The sequence below is a fragment of the Streptomyces sp. V4I2 genome (assembly GCF_030817655.1).
GTDB lineage: Bacteria > Actinomycetota > Actinomycetes > Streptomycetales > Streptomycetaceae > Streptomyces > Streptomyces plumbiresistens.
Genome location: NZ_JAUSZM010000003.1, coordinates 9688480 through 9713442 on the forward strand (window position 1 = coordinate 9688480; position 24963 = coordinate 9713442).

Below are 24963 nucleotides of genomic sequence, written 5' to 3' on the forward strand. Positions count from 1 at the left end.
GCAGCGTGGGTCAACAGACGGTCGGTCCATTCCTCAGTCCCTTTGAGGTTGAATGGTGAATGTGTGGAGTTTTCGTTCCTCGTCCATGCGCAGGAGGTGCGCAGGTTGTGCGGTGCGGCTCCGGAAAGCTCAGTCACTCGATGCGGGCTTGCGGCAACAACTTCAGTGCAGTACTTAGGTGAATCATGAATTTGTTCAGCCGGGGCACCCCGTTCCGCCGCACGGAACCGGCCACCGCTCCCAAGCCCCCCACAGCGTCACCGGCTGCCGCCACCACAACCCTTCTGGATCCCGCACTGGCAACGCTGACCGGGGAATGGGTCATCGACCCCGCCCACAGCAGGATCGGTTTCTCCGTGCGCCACGCCATGGTCACCACGGTGCGCGGAGCCTTCTCGGAATACCAGAGTCGCCTGTACTTCGACGGCCGCGACCCGGCCCGCTCACAGGCGGAAATCATCATCAACACCGCCAGCGTCGACACCGGCGTGGAACAACGGGACGCCCACCTGGTGGGCCGTGACTTCCTTGACGCCAGGGCCTACCCGCGCATGCATTTCGCCAGCACCTCGGTCGAACTCGCGGACACCGACGTCTACCGCATGACCGGCGACCTCACCATCAAGAACTCCACCCGCCCCGTCGTCCTGGAACTCACCTACATCGGCCACGTCACCGACCCCTTCGGATACGACCGTGTCGGCTTCGACGGCACCACCACCATCGACCGCTCCGAATGGGGCCTGACGTACAGCACCAGACTGGCCGAAGGCGGCGCCATGGTGAGTGAAAAGGTGCGTCTCCAATTCGACATCGCCGCAATTCGCAGGCCGCCCGTCGACTGACGGAATTCGGACGTCGCTGTCCGTCCGGCTACCAGTGCAGCGGAAGGCCGGCGAGGCAGTCGTCGAGCAGGCCGGAGATGATCCGGTGGTCGTTGAGAGAGGGGTGCCAGTCGCAGCCGAGGTGGTCCAGGCCGGGGTCGTCGTAGTACCAGTGGCGGACCCGGTCGTCGCCCTGCCGGTTGCGCTCCTGGACGATGCGCAGGGTGGCCCGGGCGAACGCCGTGGTGTTGGAGAGGTGGGCGGCGCTGACCACGAGGAAAGTCTTCGGGCCGTACCGGGCGCGCAGCTTGTCGAGAAAGCCCTGATACGCGGTCTCGTAGGCGGCGACCAGCTCGTCCTCCGTGCTCCAGCGCTCGCCGGGATTGAGCGGGGTGGAGAAGTCGTTGATGCCCAGACCGACCACGACCACCTGGGGCCGCCAGGTGCCGGGATTCCGCCAGACATCGCCCTCGACGTTCAGCAGCGCCCGATCGTAGTAAGTGCGGAAGTCGGTATCGGGGCTGCTGCCGTTGTAGTTGCGGACCATGCCCCGGCCGGAGAAGGCGTTGATCTGGTGGTCGGCATTGAGCTTCCGGGCGGTGAGGGCACCGAAGGCGAGATCGGCGTTGCTGTTCCGGTTCACTCCTCCGTTGGTCGAACAGTCGCGTGTGCCGGAGACGTTGCCGTATCCGGCGGTGAAGGAGTCACCGATGAACTCGATCTGCCGGCTCCGCGCCCGCGGCCCGGGGAGGACGGCGCCGCCGGGACGGGCGACGAACCCGCCGAACCGGCCTGCCGCCCACGGGCTTTCGGTGCGCTTGACGAGCCGCACGCCGTGCTCGGCGTCGGAGAGGCCGTCGACCCAGGAGAGGGTCCGGCCCGGAGTGACCAGCGTGACGAGGGTCGTTCCGTCGATCTGGACGTCGTAGTCGTTGTCGGCGTCGTCGAGGGCGATGCCGACGCCGGTACCCCGGAACCGGCCCTCGAAGCAGATGCCGGGCCAGGTGTATCGCACCCACCCGTCGGCGGCGCGCTTGACGCGGCCCACCGTGTGGTACCGGGCCCGCGCGCCGGATGCCTGCGCGGGAGGGGCGATCGCGGCGGCGGCGCCCGCGGCGGCGGCGGTCATCAACGTTCTTCTGGATAAGCGGCCAGGCGCGTGCATGTGGCCCTCCTTGATGATGGCGGCGTGGGGCATGGAGTCATGGGAGCGCTCCCATGGCTGCTCTATAGAAAGTGACCGCCACTCAGGTCTCCGTCAACCCCTGGCGAAAATCTGGTCCCGGAGGTCGGCGGCCCTCATGAGATCGTTGGGCCTGCGACCACCGAGACACCGGCGCGCCCGTTCGCGCGGCACCGGTGCCAGGGACGTCGGGATGCCGAGCCTGTCGGCCGTTATGGCCATGGAAGGAGAGCCAGGGCAGGGACTCGAGGTACGCAGGGAGACCGATGACACCGTGTACAGCGACGACACCGTGTACGCGGAACGCGGGAACCCCGAGGGCCCCCCGACGCACCATGAACGCGAACCGACGAACCACGAGCGAGGCCGAGCCGGACGGCTCCGACAGACACGAGGGGTCCGCGCGAGCGCTGGCCCGGCTCGCCCTGCTGTGCGTGGCCTGCGCCGTCGCGTCAGTGGTCGCCGGCGCCGGTCAGTGGTTCATCCTGCTGCTCGGCCTGGCCGGGCTCGCCCTGGCCGGCGCGGGCATCTGGTGGGCCCTCGCGCACCGGGGAGTGGCGCGCCTGCTCGGTGCCCTGCTGGCGCTGGCCGCACCCGTCGGTGTCCTGATCCTGTACGCCGTATCGGGCCTGTGGCCGGTGGCGGTGACCGCGCTCGCCTTGTGGGCGGCGGCGCTGGCCTGCGCCCGGAGCGCGCTGCGGCGCCTGCGCAAGCCGCACGGCGTACGCTCCCGTTCGGCCCGGCCGCCCCGGCGCCCGGTTCTGATCATGAACCCGCGGTCCGGGGGCGGAAAAGTCTCCCGGCACGGACTGGCCGAGCGGGCCGAGGCGCTGGGCGCCCGCGTGATGATGCTCGACCTCGACGCCGGACCGGACGCGGTGACGCTGGCCCGGCGGGCCGTGGCCGAGGGCGCGGATCTGCTCGGCGTGGCGGGCGGTGACGGCACGCAGGCCCTGGTGGCGGGAGTGGCGGCCGAGCACGGTGTGCCGTTCGTCGTCCTGGCGGCCGGGACCCGCAACCACCTGGCCATGGACCTGGGCCTGGACCGCGACCATCCGGTGAGCGGCCTGGACGCCCTCTCGGACGGCGTGGAACTCCGTATCGACCTGGGTGACGTGGCCGGGCGGCCGTTCGTCAACACAGTCTCCTTCGGGGCATACGCGGAGATCGTCCAGAGCCCCGACTACCGGGACGCCAAGGCCGCCACCGCGCTCGACCACCTGCCGGGCCTGCTGGTCGGCGAGACCGGCACGGTCCTGGATGTGCAGACCGACGACGCCCGCGTGCACGCCCCGCAGACCTTGCTGGTGAGCAACAACCCCTACGGACGGGCCGACCCCCTCGGCGGCGGGCGCAGACCGCGGCTCGACGGGGGCACGCTCGGCGTGATCGCGATCCGAGTGGAGGGCGCGGCGCAGGCCGCCGAACTGGCGCTGCGCGGCGAACGGGCCAGCAGCATCACCTCCCTGACCTCGCGTCGGGTGGTCGTGAACGCCGACGAGGAGCTCATCCCGGTGGCCGTCGACGGTGAAGCGCTCACCCTGCCCCCTCCCGTGGTGTGCACGGTGCGTCCCGGCGCACTGCGCGTGCGCGTGCCCCGACATCGTCCCGGCGCCTCCTACGTCGCCCCGTCCGTCGACTGGCGGCGGGTGGTCCGCCTCGCGCTCGGCCACGATCCCCTTCCGATCCGCACGAACCAGGAGCAGAGCGATGCTTGACCGCCCGCTGCCGCACGACCGGTCACAGCGAGGTCTGATGCGTGATCTCGCCGCCCTCGACCAGGCGCTCTACGAGGCCGTGACGGTCACCAGGACGCCCGCGTTGGACGCCGCCCTGCGGCGGCTGTCCGCGGCGGCGGACCACTCGAAGATCTCCTTCGTGGTCGCCGGGTTCCTGGCGCTGCGCCCCGGGCGGCCGCGCCGCGCCGCCGTTCTGGGCCTCGCCGCCGTCGGCGTCGCCTCGACGACCGCCAACCTGCTCGGCAAGCGCCTGGTCCGCCGGCCTCGGCCCCACCGCGCCGAGGACTCGCCGTTTCCGTGGCGGCACGTGCCCATGCCGGCCTCCGCGTCCTTCCCCTCGGGCCACACGGCCTCGGCCGTCGCCTTCGCCGCGGCCGTGGGACCCGCGTTCCCGGCCGCCACGGTTCCCCTCGGCCTGCTGGCCTGCGCGGTGGGCTATTCACGGATCCACACCGGCGTGCACTACCCGGGAGACGTCGTCGCCGGCGCCGTACTGGGCACAGGTGCGGCGGCCGCGGTCCTCGCGGCGGCCCGCTGGGACGACTGAGCAGGGGCGCGTTCCGCCCGCCCAGGGATGCCCACGGGCAGGGACATGGTGAGGTGCCGAACACGCCACGGTCGGCTGCGGTGCTGTGGTTCGGGGGCGTGTGACGGCGTGGTGGCCGAGCCGTGGGCACGGGAACGGGTGGATCGAGGCGCTGGACCCGCCCGCTGTTCGCGGGGTGTGAGCGGGGGTGGCGAGGCCGGGGGTGCCGCAGGGTCTTTCTGGCGGTGCTCGCCAACCACCTGTTCGTCCGCCTGCTCCGGGACCGCTTCGCCGCTCCCGCCCGGATCGTGATCACCGTCAGCGACACCCACTTCGGCGACTTCCGGCACAACCTGGGCATGGTGCCCGGCCCGGCCTGGAGGTCCCCGGACGTCCTGGTCCGCGCGGGTGCCTTCCCCGAGCCGGACACCACCGCCGCCGGGCGCACGGCGTACTCGACGAGCAAGCTGGCCGCCCTCCACCTCGTGCACGAGTACGCGCGCCGCCTGCGGGCCGGGATCGACGCCGTTGCCTACAACTCCGGCTTCGTCCCCGGCACCGGCCTCGCCCGCAACGCGGACCCCGTCTCCCGGTTCGCGATGCGCCGCGTCCTGTCGGCGCTGACCCTCACCCCGCTCGCCACCAGCCGCAGCGCCGCGGGCCGCTGCCTGGCCGATGTCGTCCTCGGCACGACCCGGGCGCCGACCGGCTCCTACGTCGACCGCGCCCGGGTGGACCGCTCGTCGCGGGAGTCCTACGACCCACAGCGCGCAGCCGAACTCTGGTCTGCCGCCGAACGGTTCACCGCGGGACACGCTCCCAGGACGGATGCGCGCTGAGGCGAGAATCGGCGTCCTGCGGTGCCACCGCCTCATCAGGTCACTTGTCCCGGACCCTTGACTCGGAACCCCTCCTGTCGCGATCCTCGTCGCATATCTTGCGCCGGTCATGACAATCCCGCCTTCGGGTCCCGGGATCGTCGGGCTCCTCGACCGCGCCACCCCGCCGACCGAGGGACGTGGGCAGTGACCATGACCGGACGCCCGTACCGCAGGCGCAAAGACGTCACCGTTGTCTCGCTGCTCCTCCTCGTGCTGGCCATGGCCCTCGGCCCCACGCCGAGTTCGGCGGCCGGCACCGACTGGTGGGTGCCGACCGCACGGCCGGCGCCGGACTCCCAGATCAACGTCAGCGGCGAGCCGTTCACCGGCACCAACGCCGAGGGCGAGGTGCGCGGGTTCGTCGACGCGCACAACCACCTGATGTCCAACGAGGCCTTCGGCGGCCGGCTCATCTGCGGCAAGACGTTCTCCGAGGCCGGCGTGGCCGACGCGCTCAAGGACTGTCCCGAGCACTACCCGGACGGCACGCTCGCGATCTTCGACTACATCACCCACGGCGGTGACGGCAGGCACGACCCGGTCGGCTGGCCCACGTTCAAGGACTGGCCGGCGTACGACTCGATGACCCATCAGGCGAACTACTACGCCTGGGTGGAGCGGGCCTGGCGCGGCGGACAGCGCGTCCTCGTCAACGACCTCGTCACCAACGGCATGATCTGCTCGGTGTACCCCTTCAAGGACCGCGGCTGCGACGAGATGACCTCGATCCGGCTCCAGGCGAAGCTGACCTACGACCTCCAGGCCTACATCGACAAGATGTACGGCGGCCCCGGCAAGGGCTGGTTCCGGATCGTCCTCGACAGCGCGCAGGCCCGACAGGTCATCGAGCAGGGCAAGTTGGCGGTCATCCTGGGCGTCGAGACCTCCGAGCCGTTCGGCTGCAAGCAGATCCTGGACATCGCGCAGTGCAGCAAGGCCGACATCGACGCCGGGCTGGACGAGCTGTACGGGCTGGGTGTGCGCAGCATGTTCCTGTGCCACAAGTTCGACAACGCGCTGTGCGGGGTCCGCTTCGACGAGCACGGGCTCGGTACGGCGATCAACGTCGGCCAGTTCCTGTCGACGGGTACCTTCTGGCGGACGGAGAAGTGCACCGGACCGCAGAAGGACAACCCCATCGGCGGCGCGGCGACTGAGGCCGAGGCGGACCTCCCGGACGGCGTCGAGGTCCCGGAGTACGAGGCGGACGCCCAGTGCAACGTCCGCGGCCTCACGGACCTCGGTGAGTACGCCGTGCGCGGCATGATGAAACGCAAGATGATGCTGGAGATCGACCACATGAGCGTGAAGGCCACCGGCCGGGTGCTCGACATCTTCGAGGCCGCCTCGTATCCCGGCGTGCTCTCCTCGCACAGCTGGATGGACCTCAACTGGACCGAGCGGGTCTACGCGCTCGGCGGCTTCGTCGCCCAGTACATGCACGGCTCGAAGGAGTTCAGCGCGGAGGCCGAGCGCACGGCCGCGCTGCGTGAGAAGTATGGCGTGGGATACGGCTACGGCACCGACTTCAACGGTATCGGCGACCATCCCGCCCCGCGCGGCGCGGACGCCGCCGACAAGGTCACGTACCCGTTCAAGAGCGTCGACGGCGGCTCCGTCATCGACAGGCAGACCACCGGTCAGCGCACCTGGGACCTGAACACCGACGGAGCCGCGCACTACGGCCTCGTCCCGGACTGGATCGAGGACATCCGCCGCGTCGGCGGTCAGAAGGTGGTCGACGACCTCTTCGGCGGGGCGGAGTCCTACCTCGACACCTGGGGAGGGTCCGAGCGGCACCAGGCCGGGGTCAACCTCGCCAAGGGCGCCGCGGCCACGGCCAGTTCGGCGGAGTCGAACCCGGTCACCAGCTACGCGCCCGGCCGCGCCGTGGACGGCGACGGCGGCACCCGCTGGGCCAGCGACTGGAGCGACGACCAGTGGCTGCGGATCGACCTGGGCGCCACCCACCGCGTCGGACGCGTCACGCTCGACTGGGAACGCGCGTACGGGAAGTCGTACCGCATCGAACTCTCCACCGACGGTGTGAGCTGGCGGACCGCCTGGTCCACGACCGCCGGTGACGGCGGCCTGGACACGGCCCGGTTCGCGGGCACACCCGCCCGCTACGTCCGCGTGCTGGGCCTCGACCGCGGCACCGACTGGGGATACTCGCTCCACGAGGTGGGCGTCCACAGCAGCTGACGGCCGACCTCGCCCGGCAAGAGCCCGGCAAGAGCACGAGAGCACGAGGACAGGACGCGCATATGGCTCGGATGCCGTTGGTGGAACGGCGCCGGCAGCTCACGGAAGCGGCGATCAGGGCGATGGCCCGGGACGGCGTCGCCAAGACGACGACCCGGTCCATCGCCGCCGAGGCGGACGTGTCCCTGAGCGTCTTCCACTACTGCTTCGACTCCAAGCAGGCGCTGATCGAGTCCGTGATCACCACTATCACCGACCACTACGTGACCCTGGTGAAGGAGGCCCTGCGCCCCAGAGCCACGCTCGAAGAGACCGTCCGGGCAGGCTTCCAGGCCTACTGGGACCACGTCCGCGCCCATCCCGACGAACACATGCTCACCTACGAACTCACCCAGCACGCGCTGCGCCAGCCCGGCTTCGAGCACCTGGCGCGCCGCCAGTACGAGCTGTACGCCGACGCCTACACCGAGCTCATCGACCAGCTCCGCCAGGACATGCGCCTCCGACTGCGTGTCCCCGTGCCGGTACTGGCCCGCTACCTGGCCGCCATGACCGACGGCCTGACCCTCAACTACCTGGTGCTCGGCGACGCCACCACCTGGACCGACATCCTCGACACGGTCACCGCCCACATCGCCGGCCTGGTCGACGCCGACAGCACCTCGACGCCCCGGCCGGACGTCCTTCACTGAGGGGCGCCATGCCCGTTTCCGGCGCAGGATGGGATGAGGAAACGACCATCTCGGGGGACTCTCCGACGGGAGGCCACCATGTCGGCGTCGCAGAGCGAGGAAACCACCCGGGCGGGAGAAAGCAGGCCCCTGTGGGCCGGGATCGCCGGGATCCTGGCCGGCGCACTGATGATCGCCGGCCATGTCCTGACCTGGCGGACGCCGGACACCGAGGACGACGACGCGATCCGGGAGATCGTCACCTTCTACTCCAAGGACAGCAATCAGGCGCTGTCCGTGACCTCCGCCCTGCTGCTGCTCGCGGGCGGGCTGGCGTTCCTGTGCTTCCTGCCGGTACTGGTACGCGCCGCCGGCAGGCGCTCCACCTTCGCGCTCGCCGGCGGGACCGTTTTCGTCGTGCTCCTCATGATCTCGGCGATCGCCGGGAACGCCTACGGAATCACCGCGAACAACGTCGACGTCTTCCGGGTCGTACCCGAGACGGCCCTGATCGCGATCCTGCTGCTGGAGGTGGCGTACGGGGGCCTCATCGCGGCGATGGTGGGCGCGGCCGTGCTGCTTCTCGCCATCTGGCGCACCACCCGCGGCACGGAAGACATCAAGATGCTGCCCTCGTGGCTGACCTGGGCCGCACTCGTCGTGGGTGTGCTGTGCCTGGCCGGGCCCTTCAGTGCCTGGCTGACTTCCATGCTGCTGGGACTGTGGCTGGTGGCGGCCGGCCTCGTGGTGATGCTGAAGCGAGCGTGAGGCCGGGCGAGGGCCGGTTCAGCGCAGGTCGAGCCGCATCAGGATGCGGGGGTGTCCGGCCAGCACCGACGTGGTGTCGGCGGCGTGGGTGAACCCGGCGCGTTCGAAATTCTTCCGCAGTCCGGTGTACGCCATCGTCAGGTCGACCTTGGCGTCGCCGTTGTCGAGGGGGTACGCCTCGATCGCCGGTGCGCCGTGGGCGCGGGCGAATCCGACCGCGCCGGCGATCAGGGCGTGGGAGATCCCCTTCTTCCGATGACCGGGGCGCACGCGGATGCACCACAGCGACCAGACCGGCAGGTCGTCGATGTACGGGATCTTGCGGTTGCGCGCGAAGGAGGTGTCCGAGCGCGGTGCCACCGCGGCCCAGCCGACCGGCTCGTCGCCGTCGTGGGCGAGCACTCCCGGAGGGGGGCCCGTACGGCACAGCTCGGCGACGTACTCACCGCGGGCCGGTCCGCGAAGCTCGTTGTTGAGCCTGGAGGGGATCCGGTAGCTCAGGCACCAACAGACGTTGGCTCCGGGTGACTTCGGACCGAGCAGGGTGCGGACGTCTTCGAAGACCGAAGCCGGGCGAACGTCGATGGTCATACCACCACGATCTCAGGCCGGTGCGAAGGAGCGCAGTTCGTCCGCGCCGGCTCGCACCACGCCGTAGCTGTGCTCCGGCACCTCGTTCCAGGCTCCTGGCAGATCACCCAGGGGCTCGGACACGACGAGGCGCGTTTCCTCCGACAGGTCCTTCAGGAACGATATGTCGGGGTGCAGGGCCCGCAGTGAGTCCACGCGGCTGCTGTAGTACAGCGAGCGGGCGTCGCCGTCGCTGGCGTAGCGGAACGCCCAGACGCTCTCGCCGTCGGTGGTCGCGATGGTCATCTGCAGCGGGGCGGCTATGCCGTGTGCGTGACCCGTGCGCTCGACCAGCCCGGCCATCCGGGCGACCGCCCCCGGAGGGTCGTCCTCGAGTCCCATGGTGAGCGCCAGGAAGAACATCACCTCGGAATCCGTGGATCCCTCGATGGCGGCGAACAGCGAGGGGTCCACGGCCAGGCAGAGGTCCCTGCGCATGGCGGGGAAGCCGGCGATGGCTCCGTTGTGCATCCACATCCAGCGGCCGTGCCGGAAGGGGTGGCTGTTGGTCTGCTGCACTGCCGTGCCCGTCGACGCGCGGATGTGGGCGAAGAAGAGCGAGGACCTGACGTGCCCGGCGATCTCCCGCAGATTGCGGTTGTTCCACGCCGGTCCGGTCTCGCGGACGACGGCCGGGCTGCCGAGGTCCGCGTCCTGCGCGTACCAGCCGATACCGAAGCCGTCCCCGTTGGTCGTCTCCACGCCCATCCGGGAGTGCAGGCTCTGGTCGATGAGTGAGTGCGCGGGCTTGTACAGGATGGTTTCGAGGAGTTGCGGAGTCCCTGAGTAGACGAGCCACCGGCACATGGCGATCACCTCCGAGGCAGGTCGAGACGCGAGAGGACCGGGGCGGACACAGGGACCCGGCGCCACGACAGCTCCGGCCGCCGCGCTGCCGACGCCCTCCCGGCCGACGTCGCGCCGGGACGGGCCCATGGGTACCACGGTCGCTCGTGAACGCGTTGATCGCATACGGACGCGTGCGAGCACCGTCTCCACCTGTGGGTGTGGGGGAACGGCCGTGCGCGGCGGCTCAGGACGAGCGCAGGGGAATGGTGTCGAGCAGTTCGGCGGCCATCCGGCGGGCGGGCGCCGCGGTCTGGTCGGCGATGCGGTGGAAGGTGTCGTGCGCGGGCTGCGCCGGCCAGTCGGCGGGGAGGTGCCGGGCGGGCAGGCGTGGGTCGGTGCGGATGATGTCGAGCCACTCGCTGATCAGGCGCAGCCGGTTGCCGACCGGGTCGCCGGAGCCGGTGTCGAGCCAGGCGGTCCAGTGCTTGTCGAAGTCGGCGTACCGGGCGGCGACGCTGTCCAGGTCCCAGGTGTCGCGGATCATCAGGCCGACGTCGGTCGCGTCGTCGGCCGTGGCGTGGAAGATCTTGACGTGGGCGGCGAGGCCGAGTTCGGCGACGATGCCGGAGACGTCGACGTCACCGGGTGCGATCCACAGGCCGCTGTACAGGGCGCCGAAGCCCGACCAGGTGAGCCGGGAGCGCAGGTCGTGGCGCTGGCGCTGCCAGGACTCGGGGAGGGAGAAGCCGAGGAGGGTCCAGGTGCCGTCCCAGTCGTCGTTGACGGCGCCGGTGTGCCAGAGGCGTTTGCTTCCGTCCCGGAGGATCTCGGCGGCCTGCGGGGTGAGGCCGAAGTACATGCGGCGTCCCTCGCGCTGGCGTTGCAGCAGACCGCGGTTGACCATGCGGGAGAGGGTGGAACGCACGGCCTGCTCGCCGACTCCGGCCCGGGCGAGGACGTCGATGATGCTGCCCGAGTACACGCACAGCGGCCCCTCGTCCAGAACGTGGTTGCCGAAGAAGGCGAGCATGAGCGACTGGGGGCGCAGCTGCGGTCCGCTGGGGGCGTCGACGGCGGTCTGCCGGGGTTCTTCGTGCACGTCGACAAGGGTACGGTCGCCCGCCGGAGCCCCCGCGGGCGACCGGGCGTCAGCCGCGGACGCGGTCGGCGGGGTGGGCGAGGTCATAAGGACGCGGGTAGGACGCCGGGCGGTAGTGCACGTAGCGGGCGGGCGTGGTGGGGTCGGCCTCGGTGGCGCGGGCGTTGAGGGCGTCGGGGTCGGCGGCCTTCCAACGGCCGGTGGCGATGCGGTCCTCCAGGGTGTGCAGGGCGGCGACCTGCTCGCCGGGGCTGAAGGTGCAGTGGCCCGCGTTCTCGACGTAGGACTGCCGGAGCAGGGGAGCGGCGCCCGCGGCGGCGACCGCCCGGCGCAGGGCGCTTTCGGCCTGGACGGGGATGAGTCCGTCGCCGGTGGTGTGGATGTCCAGCTGGGGCTTGGTCAGTCCGCTGGTGAAGGAGCTCGTACGGGCCATCTTCTCGACCGCTCCCCGGTCGGCCTTGATGCGGGGCGCCTTGTTCAGCGTGGCGAGGTCGTCGCGCAGGGACAGGCCGGCCTTGGCGTAGAGCTCCGTGACCTCGTTGTGGAGCGGGGAGCGGTGGAGCATCGCCGTGTAGTCGACGCCGGTGTTCCAGGACATGTTGCCGCCCGCGCGGCCTTCCGCCTCCTGCCGCCAGGAGAACGCGGGGTAGAGGATCAGGCCCATGACCCCTTGGTACTGGTTGGCCTCCTGGGTGTCCCAGTCGGTGGGTGCCGGGCGGGGCTGGGCGGGGTTGTTCCAGCCGGGGATGTTGTGGAGCGCGGCGGCCAGTGCGATACGGGCCCGGCCGGTGCTGGTGGACTGGGCGCCGGCCACGGCCGCGGACAGGGTGTTCGCCGCCGCGGCGGCCTCGCCCTGGCTGCCGAGTCCCGTCAGCGGGATGCCGGAGTCCGGCGCGAGCAGGGTCCTCAGGGCGAATACCGGGTCGAGGGTGCTGTTCCAGTTCGCGACGCCGCCCTGCACCAGGCCGCACATCGAGAGCGATCCGTTGATGCGCCGCTGGTGGCGTTCGGCGATGGCGGTGGTGACGAGCCCGCCGTAGGAGGTGCCCCAGGCGATGGTCTCGCGGGCCGGGCCGAACCGGCCGGTGAAGGCGTCGAGGGTGGCGAGCTGGTCGGGCACCGCGTCCGTGACCGCCCAGCCGGTGGTGGCGTACGAGGAGCCGACGAGTGCGTAACCGGCGTTCAGCAGCAGGGACTTGGTGGCGTCGTCGGGAGCGTTCTGGGCGGGGTTGGGCGACCCGGCCGGGCGGTAGCCGTGGCTGTACAGCAGGACGGTGCCGTTCCAGCGCGCGGGCATGTCCATCAGGTAGGCGGCGCCGGACGGCAGCGTGCCCTCGACATGGGTGGTGGAGTCGGCGGCGCGGGCGGCCGGGGAGACCGGGCCGCACAGGAGCAGAGCGGCCAGGACGACCAGGGTGCGGGTTCTGGTGCGGGTTTTCACGGGCGTAGCTCCCTTTCGGGCGGGCGGGCCGTGGGCGCCAACGGGTGCCCGCTCGGCGGGTTTCCCGGTGGGGGTAGGGGTGGGGCGAAGCTGTCGCAACCTCGCTTGTCCGGAGTGCTGACAGCGCGAAGGTAGGTGTGTAGATTGCCGCCGTCAAGAAAGTGCACAACATTCAGTGCTGAGTCGTGGTCGAGCAGCCGTGGCCCGTTCGCCGCTTCGCTGCCTCACCCATCGTCCGCGCACCTCGTGACCAGGGCAGTTCATGCCACTCACACCATCCACCCGTTTGCCTTCCGTCAGGAGGAGCCCATGCAAAGGCGCATTATCGGGCTTGCCGCAGTACTGTTCACCATCGTCGGCGCAGCCGGCTGCGGGTCCTCGGACTCGGGATCGAGCGGGCCGTCGGCCTCGAGCGGGGACAAGACCGCCACGGTGAAGGTCGGCATCATCCCCATCGTCGACGTGGCGCCGCTCTACCTGGGGCAGAAGAAGGGCTTCTTCGACAGCCGCGGCATCAAGCTGGAGATGGTGAGCGCCCAGGGCGGCGCGGCCATCATCCCCGGCGTGGTGAGCGGTCAGTTCCAGTTCGGGTTCAGCAACACCACGTCGCTGATGATCGCCCAGGTCAAGGGAGTTCCGGTCAAGTCCGTGGCCAACGGCGCCGCCTCCAACGGCAAGGTCGGTGCCGACGTCACCGGAGTGGCCGTGAAGCAGGACAGCTCGATCAAGTCGGCCAAGGACCTCGCCGGGCGCACGGTCGCGGTGAACACCCTGCAGAACATCGGGGACACGACGGTGCGCGAGTCGGTCCGTCAGGCAGGCGGAGACCCGTCGAAGGTCAAGTTCGTCGAGATCCCGTTCGACCAGATGCCGGCCGCGCTGGACGGCGGGCGGGTGGACGCCGCCTGGATGGGCGAGCCCGCGATGACGATCGCCAAGGGACAGGGTGCCCGCGTGGTGGCCTCGCCGTTCGCCGAGACGGACCCCAAGCTCACCGTGGCGACGTACTTCACCTCGACCCAGGTGCAGCAGCAGAACCCCGACCTGGTGAAGAAGTTCACCGAGGCCATGGCCGAGTCCCTGCAGTACGCCTCCGACCATCCGGACGAGGCGCGTCAGATCCTCGCCACCTACACCAAGATCAGCGGCGATGTGCAGCAGAAGCTCACGCTGCCCAGCTGGCCGGCGAGCGTCGACATGGCCTCCCTACAGAAGCTGGCCTCCCTGAGTGAGAAGGACGGCCTCTTCGGCGACAAGAAGCCCGATCTGGACTCCCTGTTCTCGTGAGCCACCACGACCTCACCCCTGTGATGGCGCCCGCTGCCGGGCCGGCCATCGGTTCCGGCAGCGCCTCCGGCCGGCGCCGCCCGGTTCCCACCGCTGCCCTGCGCGGCCTGGCCGGACTGGCCGGACTGGTCGCCGTACTCGAGGTACTGCCGCACGTCGGCCTGGTGTCCGCCGACTACCTGCCCCCGGCCTCGGAAACCGGTCGTGCCCTGTGGCAGTTGCTCGCCGAGGACCCGTTCTGGACCGCCCTCGGCGACACCCTGACCGGCTGGGCGCTGGGCCTGGCCATCGCGGTCGGGGCGGGCGTGGTGGCCGGGGTGGTCATCGGCTCCGTGCCCCTGCTGCGTGCCGCGACCGCCTCCACCATCGAGTTCCTGCGGCCGATCCCGTCCGTGGCCCTGATCCCCGTCGCGGTGCTCATGTACGGAACGGACCTGCGGTCGAAGCTGCTTCTGGTGGTCTACGCCTCCTTCTGGCAGGTGCTCGTCCAGGTGCTGGCAGGCATGCAGGACGTCGACCCGGTGGCCGACGACACGGCCCGGAGCTACCGGCTGGGCAGGTGGGGGCGGGTACGGCACGTCATGTGGCCGACCGCGCTGCCTTACGTGATGACGGGCGTACGGCTGGCCGCCACGGTGGCTCTCGTCCTCGCCGTCACCGCCGAACTGGTCATCGGCTCCCCGGGGTTGGGGCGCGAGCTCGCCGTCGCGCAGTCCTCCGGCGCCGTACCGCAGGTCTACGCCCTGGTGCTGGTCACGGGGCTGCTCGGGGTGGCCATCAACCTCGTGGCACGGGCGGTCGAGCGCAGGGCGCTGCACTGGCACCAGTCGAACCGCAGGAGAGGGGCCGAGGGATGACCGTCCACACCGTGTTCCGGCGCGCCCTGCTCGCCGGCGGCCTGCCCGGAGCCCTGTTCGCCCTGTGGTGGTTCACCAGCGCCGGCAGCACCGACTTCTATCTCCCGCCGCTCTCCACCACCCTCGGAAAGTTCGGCGAGGTCTGGACACCCGAGCGGCTCCGGTCGGACGTCCTGCCCAGCCTGCTCCGGCTCACCGCCGGCTACCTCCTCGCCGTGGTCGCCGGAGTGGGACTCGGGCTGGTGGTGGGCACGGGCCGGGTCGTACGGGACGTACTGGAGCCGGTCCTGGAACTCTTCCGTGCCATCCCGCCACCCGTACTCGTACCGGTGATCATGCTGTTCGCCGGAATCGGCGACACCATGAAGGTGATCGTCATCGTCAGCGGCTGCATGTGGCCGATCCTGCTCAACACCGTCGAGGGCGTCCGCGCCGTCGACGAGGTGCTCAGCGACACCTGCCGGTCCTACGGCATCACGGGACCGACGCGCCTGTGGCACCTGGTGCTCAGATCGGCGAGCCCGCAGATCGTCACGGGCATGCGGCAGGCACTGTCGATCGGGATCATCCTGATGGTCATCAGCGAGATGTTCGCCTCCAGCAACGGACTGGGTTTCACCATCGTCCAGTTCCAACGCTCCTTCGCCATCCCCGAGATGTGGAGCGGCGTCCTGCTGCTCGGCCTGCTCGGCTTCCTCCTCTCCCTGCTCTTCCGATTCGCCGAGAACCGCGCCCTGGCCTGGTACCACGGCCTGCGCCGCGCACAGCGCAACCCCTGACAAGGAGACGTCGATGCTCGACGTACAGGACCTGCAGAAGATCTACACCGGCCGCCACCGCAACGTCGAGGCGCTGCGCAACCTCACCTTTCACATAGCCGCGGGCGAACTGGTGTGTCTGGTCGGTCCGTCGGGCTGCGGCAAGACCACCCTGCTCAAGTGCATGGCGGGACTGCTCACTCCCACCAGTGGCGAAGTGCGCCTGGACGGCCGCCCGGTCGACGGGCCGCCGCCCGGCATGGCGGTCGTCTTCCAGGAGTACGGCCGCTCCCTGTTCGCCTGGATGAACGTACGGGACAACGTCGCCCTGCCGCTGCGCCGCAAGAAGCTCGGAAAGGCACGTGAGCGCGAACTGGTCGACCACGCCTTGGAAGTGGTCGGTCTCGCCGACGCCCACCAGGCGTACCCGTGGCAGCTGTCCGGAGGGATGCAGCAGCGCGTCGCCATCGCCCGCGCCGTCGCGTACGAGCCCAAGGTGCTGCTCATGGACGAGCCCTTCGCGGCGGTCGACGCGCAGACCCGCGCCGACCTGGAGGACCTCATCCGGCGCCTGTGGCGCGAACTGGGTGTCACCGTCCTGTTCGTCACCCACGACATCGACGAGGCGGTCTACCTCGGACAGCGCACCCTCATCCTGTCCACGTCCCCGACCGTCGTGCAGGAGGACCTCACCATCGACCTCCCCGACGAACGCGACCAGTTGCACACCCGCTCCAGCACCCGCTTCGCCGAACTCCGCGCCCACGTCTACGAACAGATCCAGCGAGCCAAGAGGCACAGCGGCGACGTGAACGGGACGCAGGTCGCGGACCGGATGCCGCAGGCGGCTCCGACGAAGGCGCAGACCGAAGTGGTCGGTTCCGAGTAGGCCGTCGGCGGCTGCCGCTCACACGGCCGGGATCCGCCGGCCGAGTGTCCTGCGCGGACGTCGGCACGACGCCGGCCGCGCCCGCGCGGTGCTCGGAGCACCGCGCGGGCGCGGCCGGACTGCGTGGGCTGCCTGGAATCCGCCGAGCGTGGTGCGGCTGCCGGTCAGCGGCGCAGCTTCACCTTGTTGATCGCGGCGACACCGAAGGCCGCGAGTGCGATCTGGATGATCCACTCGACCCAGTCGACGCCCTCGGTGTCGGCGACGTCGAGGCCGGATGCGATGCCCGTTCCGATGAACGCCGCGATGATGCCGATCCCGATCGTCCAGAGGATGCCTATCCGCTGACGGCCGGGGACGACGAGTCGGCCGAGAACACCGATCACGATACCGATGACAATTGCGCTGATGACGCCTGAGATCTCCATGAGCGGTCTGTCACCCCTCACTCGTTGGTATCGAACGAGTGCCCCGTCGAGAAGGCATCAGTCCGTCTCTCATCACGACTCCCTTCGTCCGCCGGTGCGCCGGGCATGGCATTCCGGGTGTCCCCCGGTCAGGCAGGGGGTTCTTTCCAGTACCGAGTCGGGGGACCGCCGGAGCGAGATACGCCGGCGACGTCTATAGCGTTCCGGTGCATGAGGACGTGCCGCGTCGGCCATCCAATGAAGGAGCCGCACCCAATGGACCGGACCAACGCCACGCGCCGGAGCGTGCTCGCGCTCGGCACCGCCGCGGCAGCCACACCCTTGCTCGGCGCAGTTCCGGCCCAGGCCCATGCCGCGGCGGGGGAACTGGACGAGCTGGGCATCACCGAGCTCCGTCGGCGGATGGACGACGGGCGGCTCGACGCCGAACGGCTCACCCGCTACTACCTGGAGCGGATCGAACGCATCGATCCGCTCCTGCACGCGGTGATCGAGGTCAACCCCGACGCGCTGCGGGAGGCCCGTCGCCTGGACGCCGAAGGCAACCGCCGCGGGCCGCTGCACGGCATCCCCATCCTGCTCAAGGACCTGGTGGAGACCGCGGACCGGATGCACACCACGGCCGGATCACTCGCCCTGGAAGGCCTACGGCCGACAGCGGACGCCACAGTCGCCGCCAGATTACGTGCGGCCGGTGCCGTCATCCTCGGCAAGACCAACCTGAGCGAGTGGGCAGGCGGGATGTCACTCACCCACCACGCGGGGTGGAGCGCCCGTGGCGGGCAGACCCGGAACCCGTACAAGCTGGACCGGTCGCCGAACGAGTCCAGCTCCGGTGCGGCGGTCGCCGCCGCGGCCAACCTGTGCGTCGCCGGGATCGGAACCGAGACGAACGGCTCGATCATCGACCCCGCTTCGGCGAACTCCGTGGTCGGGGTGAAGCCGACCGTCGGACTGGTCGGGCGCGGGGGAGTGATCCCCGGGGTGCCCAGCCAGGACAGCGTCGGCCCGATCGCGCGCACGGTCCGCGACGCCGCGATCCTGCTCGGCGCCCTCGTCGGCGTCGACGGCCGCGATCCGGCGACCGAGGCGAGCCGCGGGCACTTCCATCGTGACTACACCCGGTTCCTGGATGCCGGGGGACTCCGGGGTGCGCGGATCGGCGTACCCCGCGCGGTGTACTTCGGTTACAGCCACCACGCCGACGAGATCGCGGAGCGCGCGATCGCCACGTTGCGGGAGGCCGGCGCAACCGTGGTCGACCCGGCCGACATTCCCACGGCCGAGCAACTCGAGGACCTGCCCAGCTCGCCGGCCGTCCAGGTGTACGAGTTCAAGCGCGGGCTGAACTCCTACCTGGCCGGCGCCCGCGGCGACCATCCGCGCAGCCTGGCGGAGCTCATCGCGTTCAACCGTGCGCACGCCGACCGCGAACTGCGCTATGTGCGCCAGGACGGACTGGAGACGGTGCACGAACTGCACGTCACCGAGCGCGAGTACCGCGAGGCACTGGCCACCAACCACCGGCTGTCGCGCGCGGAGGGCATCGACGCGGTCCTGCGCCGATTCCGCCTGGACGCGCTGGTGATGCCGACCACCGGACCGCCGGCCAAGATCGACCTGATCCGCGGGGACAGCCACGGCGGCGGCGCCTCGACGCCCGCCGCGCTCGCCGGATACCCGGCGATCAGCGTCCCGGCAGGCTTCGCGTTCGGCCTGCCGGTCGGTCTGACGTTCATGGGTACGGCGTGGAGCGAGCCGACCCTGCTCCGCCTGGCCTACGCCTACGAGCAGGCCGGCCGAGTGCGCCGCCCGCCGACATACCGTCCCGCGGACGTGGGTTTCTGACCAACCGTGGTCTGTGGCCTGCGTGTTGAGGCGCACCACGTCGGTACGACGGGGCCGTCGCCGAAGCCTTCCGAGGCGATTCCCGCGCTGTCGGACTCGGAGCGGGAGTCGGACCGGGGTTTGGAGTCGGACTCGGAGCGGGATTCGGAGTTGCACCCGGAGCAGGAGTCGGACCCCGGAGCCGGCCAAGCTCCGCGGCTTGTTTCGTCGGCGGACCTCCGCCTTGGGACATCGCCGTGCATTGGGGCTCTGACCTGGGCAGCCGCCAGGCTGCGCTGTAGCCGGGCGGGCGAAACCGGTCGCCGCGGGGGTCGGGCGCTGCTAGCTTGCGGCCGTGGATCTCTTCTCACACTCTTGGCCAGCGTTGCGCACAGCGGTCGCCGAGCTCCAGGACGAGGACTTCGCGCGGCCGTCCGGCTGCACCGGCTGGCTCGTGCGGGACCTGGTGTGCCACCTGATCATCGACGCTCAGGACGTCCTGATCACCCTCGTCACCCCCGCCGAGACGGAACCGACCCGGGACGCGGTGACGTACTGGGACCTCGTCGACACCCCGACCGGCGACGACCCGCTCGACGCGCTGATCGTCCGCCTGGCCGCCGCGTACGAAGAGCCGTGGCTGCTCAAGTTCCACCTCGACGACGTCGGTTCCGCCGCCGGTCGCGCCGCCGAACTCGCCGATTCCGCGCTCCGGGTCCGCACCCGCGACCAGGTGCTCACCGCGGGCGACTACCTCCATGCGTACGTCCTGGAGTGGACGCTGCACCACCTCGACCTGATCGCGCACCTCCCGGACGCGACGGAACCGCCCGCCGAGGGGCTCGCCCGGTCACGTGAACTGCTGGAGAGGATCGCCGGTACGGCGTTTCCCCCGTCCTTCTCCGACAAGGACGCGCTGCTGATCGGCACCGGACGGCGTGCCCCGGCCGAAGCCGAGAAGGCCGAACTGGGTGAACTGGCCGCGAAACTTCCGCTCGTCCTCGGCTGATCGTCCGCCACCGGGCGGGTGTCGCCCCGGGTTCGGCTTTCACAGGGCAGGGCAGCGTGGCCACAGTGGTAGCGGAGGCGTCAAGGATGCCACCGCGATCACCGAGGTCTTCGGCGACGGCCAGAAGTTGACCGCCGTCGCACTCGAATACCCCAAGGCGATCGACACCGCGAAGCTTTCCAAGAAGACCTTCACCGGGGACGGCAGGACCATTACCAAGGTCTACGCGAACACCGCCCACGACCGCCCAGAACGGCGCGAACGGCAAGTACGTCATCGTCGAGATGTCGCCCGACGACGACGGCGCCTCCTTGAAGGCCGAGGCATCGGTGACGCAGGCAGGAACCGTCACGGCCACCGACGGTTCCACGTACGACGCGAGCAGCACGGCGGTCAGCACAACCAAGGTGTCGAACCTCGTCGTCGACGACTTCAAGCAGCTCTCGGCAACGGCGCCATCTGCTGGGCGAGTCCGGAGGACCAGGCCCAGCGGCCGGCCTTCGTGCTCGCGCCCAGTACTCCACTTCCGTCGTGGACGACCGCGACGGATACGTCGTCACGGACCTGCTCGACACCACCGTCCGGCTGGTCGACGAGGTGACGAGGTGACGAGGTGACGAGCCAGTACAGCATCGACACCGACCGGCTCTACGCCACCGGGCAGTCCATGGGCGCCATCATGTCGATCGTCATGGGCATCGAGTATCCCGACCTGTTCGCCGCCTCATACATCGTCGCCGGCCAGTGGGATCCCACGAAGGTCGAGCCGTTGGCCGACGACAGGCTGTGGATCGTCGTGGCCCAGGGCGGCGACAACGCCTATCCCGGCGAGAACAAGATCACGGCCGCACTGGAGAAGGAGGGCGCCGAAGCCAGCCGCGCCGTCTGGGACGGAAGGTCCACCGCCGCACAGTTCGCCACCGACGTGGCGGCCATGGCCGCCAAGGGCACATCCATCAACTACGCGGCATTGAAGAAGGGCACCGTCGTGCCTGCCGGCGAGACCGACAACTCCATCAACAATCACCTGAGCACCCGGACGATCGCCTACGACATCGACGGCATCCGCGAGTGGATCTTCCAGCAGCGCAAGTGAGCCGCGGTCAAGGCATCTCCACGCATGATCTCGATGCGTGTGTGATCACCGCGCGTCATTGAAATACTCCGGCCGTGGATACGAGTGCGAGGGCAGACGGGCTCCGGCCGGTTCGACCGGTTCAGGCGGCGCCTGCGATCGGAGCGGACCATCCCGTCAAATGGGTGCTGCGGCCCGCAGAACCGGCGGACGTCGAGGCGATCGCGGAGCTCCGGGCGACGGTGATGCGCCCGGACCTGGAGCGACTGGGACGGTTCGACGAGCATCGAGTCCGGCAGCGGCTGCGGGATTCCTTCTCCCCGCAGCACACGTCGGTCATCGTGGCCGACGGTGCCTTCGCGGGCTGTGTCGCGGTGCGTCCGGCCGAGGACGGGCGGTGGCTGGAGCACTTCTATCTCGCTCCGGACCTGCAGGGCCGCGGGGTCGGTTCGGCCGTCCTGCGGTACGTGCTGGACCGGACCGATGCCGACGGCGCGCTCGTCCGCTTGAACGTCCTGCAGGGCAGCGCCGCCCGGCGACTGTACGAGCGCCACGGGTTCACCGTGGAGGTTCAGGACCCGATCGACGTGTACATGGTGCGACGGCCGGATGAGGGCGCCCTCGGAACGTGAGGCGGGGTGCGGATGTTCAGCCGGTACGTCGCTCGTGTCGTCGTCTGGGTCCCGGATCATGCCGATCCGGCGCATCACTGCCCGGGAACGTAGGTTCGAGCGCCCACCACCCAAACCTCGGCGTTCATCGCCGCCCACGGTCCGAGGTCGGACTCCCGCCACCGGCGGAGCAGAAGACGATCGGTACGCAGTTCTGGCATGCCGGTCAGCCAACGCCATCACGATCGGGGCGTCGATCGGTTATGTCGAACCTTGCGGTGCTCGCCCGGGACGGCCTGCGGCTCTGTCGTGGTCAAGGTGGCGCGCAGCAGGTCCCGCAGGGTGAGTGCCGCCTGTAGCGGGGCAGCGGGCAGCGCCACATGTACGGTCCGGCGCAGGGCCGGGTCGGTGAGGCGGCGCAGGACGAGTTCGTCGGGGACCGCCCAGGCGGCCAGCGAGGGCACCAGGGCAACCCCGAGTCCGGCGGCCGCGTAGCCGAACTTCCCGGACCACTCCGCGATCCGGATGATCTTCCTGGGGGTGAAACCCGCCCGCGAGCAGGCGTCGGCGAGCATCGTGGGACGGTCGCCGTACGCGTTCTGGAGCCAGGCCTCGTCGCGCAGTTCCCACAGGTCGACCGTCCTGGCGCCGGCGAGGCGGTGCTCGCGGGGGAGAGCGACGAGGAGCTCGTCCTCGCACAGCATCGTCGTCGTGACACCGTCGGCCGGCGGCAGACCGGACGGGTAGTCGCTGACGACGGCGAGATCCAGCGCTCCGTCCGTGAGGCGCTCCACCAGCGTGTGGGTCGGGCCCTCGACCGCGACGACCTCGACATCCGGCCTGGCGTCCCGGAGGGCCCGCAGGGCGGTGGGCACCAGGGAGATGTTGGCGGTGGCGAACGCGCCCATGTGCAGCAGCCCGCCGTGCCCCGCGTGCAGCACGGCCAGTTCCCGTTCCGCCCGCGACAGTCGGTCGAGCACCTCCGTGGCGTGCCGGTGCAGCGTACGGCCGGCGGGGTTCAGCCGTACGCCCCGAGGAAGCCGTTCCAACAGCGGTCCGCCCGCCTGCTGTTCAAGGGTGGCGATCCGTCGGGACACCGCGGACTGCGTGTAGTTGAGCCGGACCGCTGCTTTCGTGAACGATCCGGTCTCGGCAACGGCCACGAGCAGCCGCAGTGCGTCGATCTCGAACACGTTCCTCCCTCGCCAAGGTCCTCATCCAGCCACCACCATCGTTCCCGACACATTCCTCAGGCGCATAGGTCCCATGCAATCCAGTCGCTGGTGGAATGCCTTGCCTCACCCTAACGTCGTTCACGCGGCGGAGCGTCGGAGGGGGAGCGAGCTCCGCCGCACCCCATGGCCGATGAGATCCGAAGGGGTGAAGTGTGTTGTCACGAGGGGGAGTTGGGATGGGGCGGGACCGGTGACCCGGGGGCCTGCGCTCACGTTGCCGGCGATGCTGGCCGATCTGGAGGACCTCGTGCTGTGCGAGTCCTTCTCGGCGGACCACGCGGCGCTGGCGCGGAGCGCCGAGGTGGTCGGCGCCCTCGGGGCGAGGCTGTTGGGGGCCGCGCCGGAGACGATCGTGATCGACGGTGTGACCCATCTGCGGTGGAGCTTCGGCGCTCCGCGGGTCCTGCTGATGGGACATCACGACACGGTGTGGCCCATGGGCTCGCTCCGGAAGCACCCCTGGTCGGTTGCCGACGGGATCGCCCGTGGCCCTGGGGTCCTGGACATGAAGGCGGGCCTTGTGCAGTTGTTCCACGCGCTGGCCTCCCTGCCCTCCCCGGACGGAGTGTGCGTACTGGTCAACGGGGACGAGGAAGTCGGCTCCGCGACCTCCCGGCGGCTGATCGAGGAATCCGTGCGGGGATGCGCGGCCGCCTTCGTGCTGGAGGCGTCCGCGGACGAGGGGGGTGCCCTCAAGACCGCCCGCAAGGGCACTTCGCGATACGAGGTCGTGGTGCACGGCCGAGCCGCGCACGCGGGTCTGGAACCGCACAAGGGAGTCAACGCCGCGGTCGAGGCCGCTCACCAGGTGCTGGCCGTCGTCGGCCTCGGGGACTCGATGGGCGCCGTCGGTGCCGCCCCTTCAGTCCTGGGCTTCGCGACCGTCACGCCCACCCTGCTGTCGGCCGGCAGCGCGCGCAACACGGTGCCCGCGCTGGCGCGGGTGTCGGTGGACGTGCGAGCACCGAGCACGACGGCACAGAACCGTATCGACGAGCTCATGCGAGGGCTCACCGCCCGGACGCCCGGAACCCGGTTGGAAGTGCTGGGTGGCAGGCAACGGCCGCCCATGGAACCGGAGTCCTCCGCCGGACTGTTCGCCCTCGCCTCCCGGCTCGCCGCGGAACTGGGCCAGGAACCGCTGCGGGGGAGCGCCGTCGGTGGTGCTTCGGACGGCAACTACACCGCGGCGGCGGGCTGTCCGACGCTGGACGGCCTGGGCGCCGTGGGCGGTGGCGCGCATGCGGACACCGAGTACGTCGAGGTCGCGCAGATGATCCCCCGCACCCGGCTGCTCGCTCACCTCATTGATCACACGACCGGCTGAAGCGGCCTTGCCGAGTGCCGCTCCGAAACGAAACCGAGGCCCCTGTATGAGCGTGCCGGGTTCCCCGTCCCCTGAAGCCGCCCAGCTGGCTTCCCGTAGAGGCTTCGGCCGACTCGAACACACCTTCCTGCCGAGGAAGGAGGTCAACATGCAGGAGAAGTACCGGGGACTGTTCATCGCCGCTTCCCTGACTGGCATCGCCGTCCTGGCGACCGGAGGCACCCTGTTGTGGGTCTACACGAGCTGGTGGGTCGCGTGGTATCCCCTGTTCTTCTCCGCGCTGAGCATCGGTGCCCTGCTCAACAGCCCCAACTTCCGGAAGAAGCTCGGCAGTCAACGCCTGCACCTCTTCGAGAGGGGGCTGCTCGTGGACAGGGGCGCCGGTCAGTTGTTCGCGGTCCGCTGGGACCAAGCGGTCCATTACCAGGAAACCGTCCAGGAAGTGATCATCTACAAGGGCACGAAGACCCCTTACAACACCACGCACACCTCCACCCTGGTAGCGCCCAACGGCACCAAGGTGCAGATCTCGTCCCGCTTCGCCGACTTCGGGACCTGGCTGCCCCTGATCTCCGAGGCCATCGCCCGCGCCCAGGCCCAGAAGGTGTGGGAGGCGGTCCGTGAGGGTCAGAAGGTGAGTCACGGCCCGTTCAGCGTGGACGCCACCGGTATCTCCACCGAACGCGAAGGGGTCCTGCCCTGGTCGGCCGTCGCGACGATCGATGTCGGCGGGGGCTTCGTGGCCGTCCGGCAGCACGGACAGCCCAGAGCCTGGGCGCTCGCCAAGGTCGAGACCGTGCCGAACCTTCTCGTCTTCCTGACCATCGCCGCGAACCTCTACGGCTGAGGAGCAGGTGTCACGGTGTACCTGGCGGCGGGCGCCTGCACAGCCGCATGTGCCCCG

General features: G+C 70.1%; 25 protein-coding genes and 2 pseudogenes. 18 read left to right on the forward strand and 9 right to left on the reverse strand.

Annotated elements, in window-relative coordinates:
- Nucleotides 1-185 precede the first annotated feature (185 nt).
- The gene (locus tag QFZ76_RS45250) at nt 186-845 is read left to right on the forward strand and encodes a YceI family protein (protein ID WP_307679156.1); all 660 of its coding nucleotides are present in this window, start codon (nt 186-188) and stop codon (nt 843-845) included.
- 28 nt (nt 846-873) lie between these two features.
- On the opposite strand, the gene QFZ76_RS45255 is transcribed toward QFZ76_RS45250, so the two are convergent.
- Nucleotides 874-1953 carry an SGNH/GDSL hydrolase family protein gene (locus tag QFZ76_RS45255; RefSeq protein WP_307679157.1) on the reverse strand — a complete coding sequence of 360 codons (1080 nt, stop codon included), beginning with the start codon at nt 1951-1953 and terminating at the stop codon, nt 874-876.
- A 389-nt stretch (nt 1954-2342) separates the two neighbouring features.
- On the opposite strand from QFZ76_RS45255, the gene QFZ76_RS45260 reads away from it, so the two are divergent.
- The 6 genes from QFZ76_RS45260 to QFZ76_RS45285 all read left to right on the forward strand — a co-directional run bounded on the left by QFZ76_RS45260 (nt 2343) and on the right by QFZ76_RS45285 (nt 8797).
- The gene (locus QFZ76_RS45260) at nt 2343-3725 is read left to right on the forward strand and encodes a diacylglycerol kinase family protein (RefSeq protein WP_307679158.1); all 1383 of its coding nucleotides are present in this window, start codon (nt 2343-2345) and stop codon (nt 3723-3725) included.
- The gene (locus tag QFZ76_RS45265; RefSeq protein ID WP_307679159.1) at nt 3718-4293 is read left to right on the forward strand and encodes a phosphatase PAP2 family protein; all 576 of its coding nucleotides are present in this window, start codon (nt 3718-3720) and stop codon (nt 4291-4293) included. The genes QFZ76_RS45260 and QFZ76_RS45265 overlap by 8 nt, the downstream gene beginning before the upstream one ends.
- Nucleotides 4294-4517: 224 nt before the next feature.
- Nucleotides 4518-5111 (forward strand): hypothetical protein, encoded by a 594-nt coding sequence (locus QFZ76_RS45270; RefSeq protein WP_307679160.1) that lies wholly within the window; start codon nt 4518-4520, stop codon nt 5109-5111.
- Nucleotides 5112-5303: 192 nt separating this feature from the next.
- Nucleotides 5304-7358 carry a discoidin domain-containing protein gene (locus QFZ76_RS45275; RefSeq protein WP_307679161.1) on the forward strand — a complete coding sequence of 685 codons (2055 nt, stop codon included), beginning with the start codon at nt 5304-5306 and terminating at the stop codon, nt 7356-7358.
- A gap of 62 nt (nt 7359-7420) precedes the next feature.
- Nucleotides 7421-8050 (forward strand): TetR/AcrR family transcriptional regulator, encoded by a 630-nt coding sequence (locus QFZ76_RS45280; protein ID WP_307679162.1) that lies wholly within the window; start codon nt 7421-7423, stop codon nt 8048-8050.
- 78 nt (nt 8051-8128) lie between these two features.
- Nucleotides 8129-8797 (forward strand): hypothetical protein, encoded by a 669-nt coding sequence (locus QFZ76_RS45285; protein WP_307679163.1) that lies wholly within the window; start codon nt 8129-8131, stop codon nt 8795-8797.
- Nucleotides 8798-8815: 18 nt separating this feature from the next.
- Here QFZ76_RS45285 and QFZ76_RS45290 read toward each other — a convergent pair whose 3' ends face one another.
- The 4 genes from QFZ76_RS45290 to QFZ76_RS45305 all read right to left on the reverse strand — a co-directional run bounded on the left by QFZ76_RS45290 (nt 8816) and on the right by QFZ76_RS45305 (nt 12756).
- Nucleotides 8816-9388 (reverse strand): GNAT family N-acetyltransferase, encoded by a 573-nt coding sequence (locus QFZ76_RS45290; RefSeq protein WP_307679164.1) that lies wholly within the window; start codon nt 9386-9388, stop codon nt 8816-8818.
- A 12-nt stretch (nt 9389-9400) separates the two neighbouring features.
- A complete protein-coding gene (locus QFZ76_RS45295) occupies nt 9401-10234 on the reverse strand; it encodes a class II glutamine amidotransferase (RefSeq protein WP_307679166.1) in 834 nt (277 codons plus the stop codon).
- A gap of 226 nt (nt 10235-10460) precedes the next feature.
- Nucleotides 10461-11315, reverse strand: a complete 855-nt coding sequence (locus QFZ76_RS45300; RefSeq protein WP_307679167.1) for a PaaX family transcriptional regulator C-terminal domain-containing protein — start codon at nt 11313-11315, stop codon at nt 10461-10463.
- 49 nt (nt 11316-11364) lie between these two features.
- Complete coding sequence (locus QFZ76_RS45305; protein WP_373464458.1) at nt 11365-12756, reverse strand: alpha/beta hydrolase family protein; 1392 nt, start codon at nt 12754-12756, stop codon at nt 11365-11367.
- A gap of 309 nt (nt 12757-13065) precedes the next feature.
- Here QFZ76_RS45305 and QFZ76_RS45310 point away from each other — a divergent pair, with 309 nt between their 5' ends.
- The 4 genes from QFZ76_RS45310 to QFZ76_RS45325 are packed head-to-tail and all read left to right on the forward strand — an operon-like array spanning nt 13066 to nt 16547.
- A complete protein-coding gene (locus QFZ76_RS45310; RefSeq protein ID WP_307679168.1) occupies nt 13066-14043 on the forward strand; it encodes an ABC transporter substrate-binding protein in 978 nt (325 codons plus the stop codon).
- 23 nt (nt 14044-14066) lie between these two features.
- Nucleotides 14067-14900 carry an ABC transporter permease gene (locus QFZ76_RS45315; protein WP_307680319.1) on the forward strand — a complete coding sequence of 278 codons (834 nt, stop codon included), beginning with the start codon at nt 14067-14069 and terminating at the stop codon, nt 14898-14900.
- The gene (locus tag QFZ76_RS45320) at nt 14897-15679 is read left to right on the forward strand and encodes an ABC transporter permease (RefSeq protein WP_307679169.1); all 783 of its coding nucleotides are present in this window, start codon (nt 14897-14899) and stop codon (nt 15677-15679) included. The genes QFZ76_RS45315 and QFZ76_RS45320 overlap by 4 nt, the downstream gene beginning before the upstream one ends.
- A 13-nt stretch (nt 15680-15692) precedes the next feature.
- Nucleotides 15693-16547, forward strand: coding sequence for an ABC transporter ATP-binding protein (locus tag QFZ76_RS45325; RefSeq protein WP_307679170.1), 855 nt, complete (start codon nt 15693-15695; stop codon nt 16545-16547).
- A 164-nt stretch (nt 16548-16711) separates the two neighbouring features.
- Here the strand turns inward: QFZ76_RS45325 and QFZ76_RS45330 are convergent, their stop codons facing one another.
- Complete coding sequence (locus tag QFZ76_RS45330) at nt 16712-16975, reverse strand: GlsB/YeaQ/YmgE family stress response membrane protein (protein WP_266451468.1); 264 nt, start codon at nt 16973-16975, stop codon at nt 16712-16714.
- A gap of 255 nt (nt 16976-17230) precedes the next feature.
- Between QFZ76_RS45330 and QFZ76_RS45335 the strand changes: the two genes are divergently transcribed.
- The 3 genes and pseudogenes from QFZ76_RS45335 to QFZ76_RS51990 all read left to right on the forward strand — a co-directional run.
- Nucleotides 17231-18823: an amidase gene (locus QFZ76_RS45335; protein WP_307679171.1), complete on the forward strand. Its 1593-nt coding sequence runs from the start codon at nt 17231-17233 to the stop codon at nt 18821-18823.
- A gap of 334 nt (nt 18824-19157) precedes the next feature.
- The gene (locus QFZ76_RS45340) at nt 19158-19811 is read left to right on the forward strand and encodes a maleylpyruvate isomerase N-terminal domain-containing protein (protein WP_307679172.1); all 654 of its coding nucleotides are present in this window, start codon (nt 19158-19160) and stop codon (nt 19809-19811) included.
- Nucleotides 19774-20055 (forward strand): annotated as a pseudogene (locus QFZ76_RS51990) (hypothetical protein); the annotation flags it as partial. The gene QFZ76_RS45340 and the pseudogene QFZ76_RS51990, both read left to right, overlap by 38 nt.
- Before the next feature lie 188 nt (nt 20056-20243).
- Here the strand turns inward: QFZ76_RS51990 and QFZ76_RS45345 are convergent.
- Nucleotides 20244-20450, reverse strand: a complete 207-nt coding sequence (locus QFZ76_RS45345) for a hypothetical protein (protein ID WP_307679173.1) — start codon at nt 20448-20450, stop codon at nt 20244-20246.
- Here QFZ76_RS45345 and QFZ76_RS45350 point away from each other — a divergent pair.
- Nucleotides 20425-20907 (forward strand): alpha/beta hydrolase-fold protein, encoded by a 483-nt coding sequence (locus tag QFZ76_RS45350; protein ID WP_307679174.1) that lies wholly within the window; start codon nt 20425-20427, stop codon nt 20905-20907. The two genes, QFZ76_RS45345 and QFZ76_RS45350, sit on opposite strands and share 26 nt — an antisense overlap.
- Nucleotides 20908-21074: 167 nt before the next feature.
- A complete protein-coding gene (locus tag QFZ76_RS45355) occupies nt 21075-21518 on the forward strand; it encodes a GNAT family N-acetyltransferase (protein WP_307680320.1) in 444 nt (147 codons plus the stop codon).
- A 116-nt stretch (nt 21519-21634) separates the two neighbouring features.
- Here QFZ76_RS45355 and QFZ76_RS45360 read toward each other — a convergent pair.
- Both QFZ76_RS45360 and QFZ76_RS45365 read right to left on the reverse strand, forming a co-directional pair.
- Nucleotides 21635-21718: pseudogene (locus QFZ76_RS45360) on the reverse strand (GNAT family N-acetyltransferase); the annotation flags it as partial.
- Between the two features lie 18 nt (nt 21719-21736).
- Nucleotides 21737-22690, reverse strand: a complete 954-nt coding sequence (locus QFZ76_RS45365) for a LysR family transcriptional regulator (RefSeq protein WP_307679175.1) — start codon at nt 22688-22690, stop codon at nt 21737-21739.
- A gap of 265 nt (nt 22691-22955) precedes the next feature.
- On the opposite strand from QFZ76_RS45365, the gene QFZ76_RS45370 reads away from it, so the two are divergent.
- Entirely contained in the window at nt 22956-24059 is a 1104-nt protein-coding gene (locus QFZ76_RS45370) for a M20 family metallopeptidase (protein WP_307679176.1), read from the forward strand.
- 46 nt (nt 24060-24105) lie between these two features.
- The gene (locus QFZ76_RS45375) at nt 24106-24906 is read left to right on the forward strand and encodes a DUF6585 family protein (RefSeq protein WP_307679177.1); all 801 of its coding nucleotides are present in this window, start codon (nt 24106-24108) and stop codon (nt 24904-24906) included.
- Nucleotides 24907-24963 lie beyond the last annotated feature (57 nt).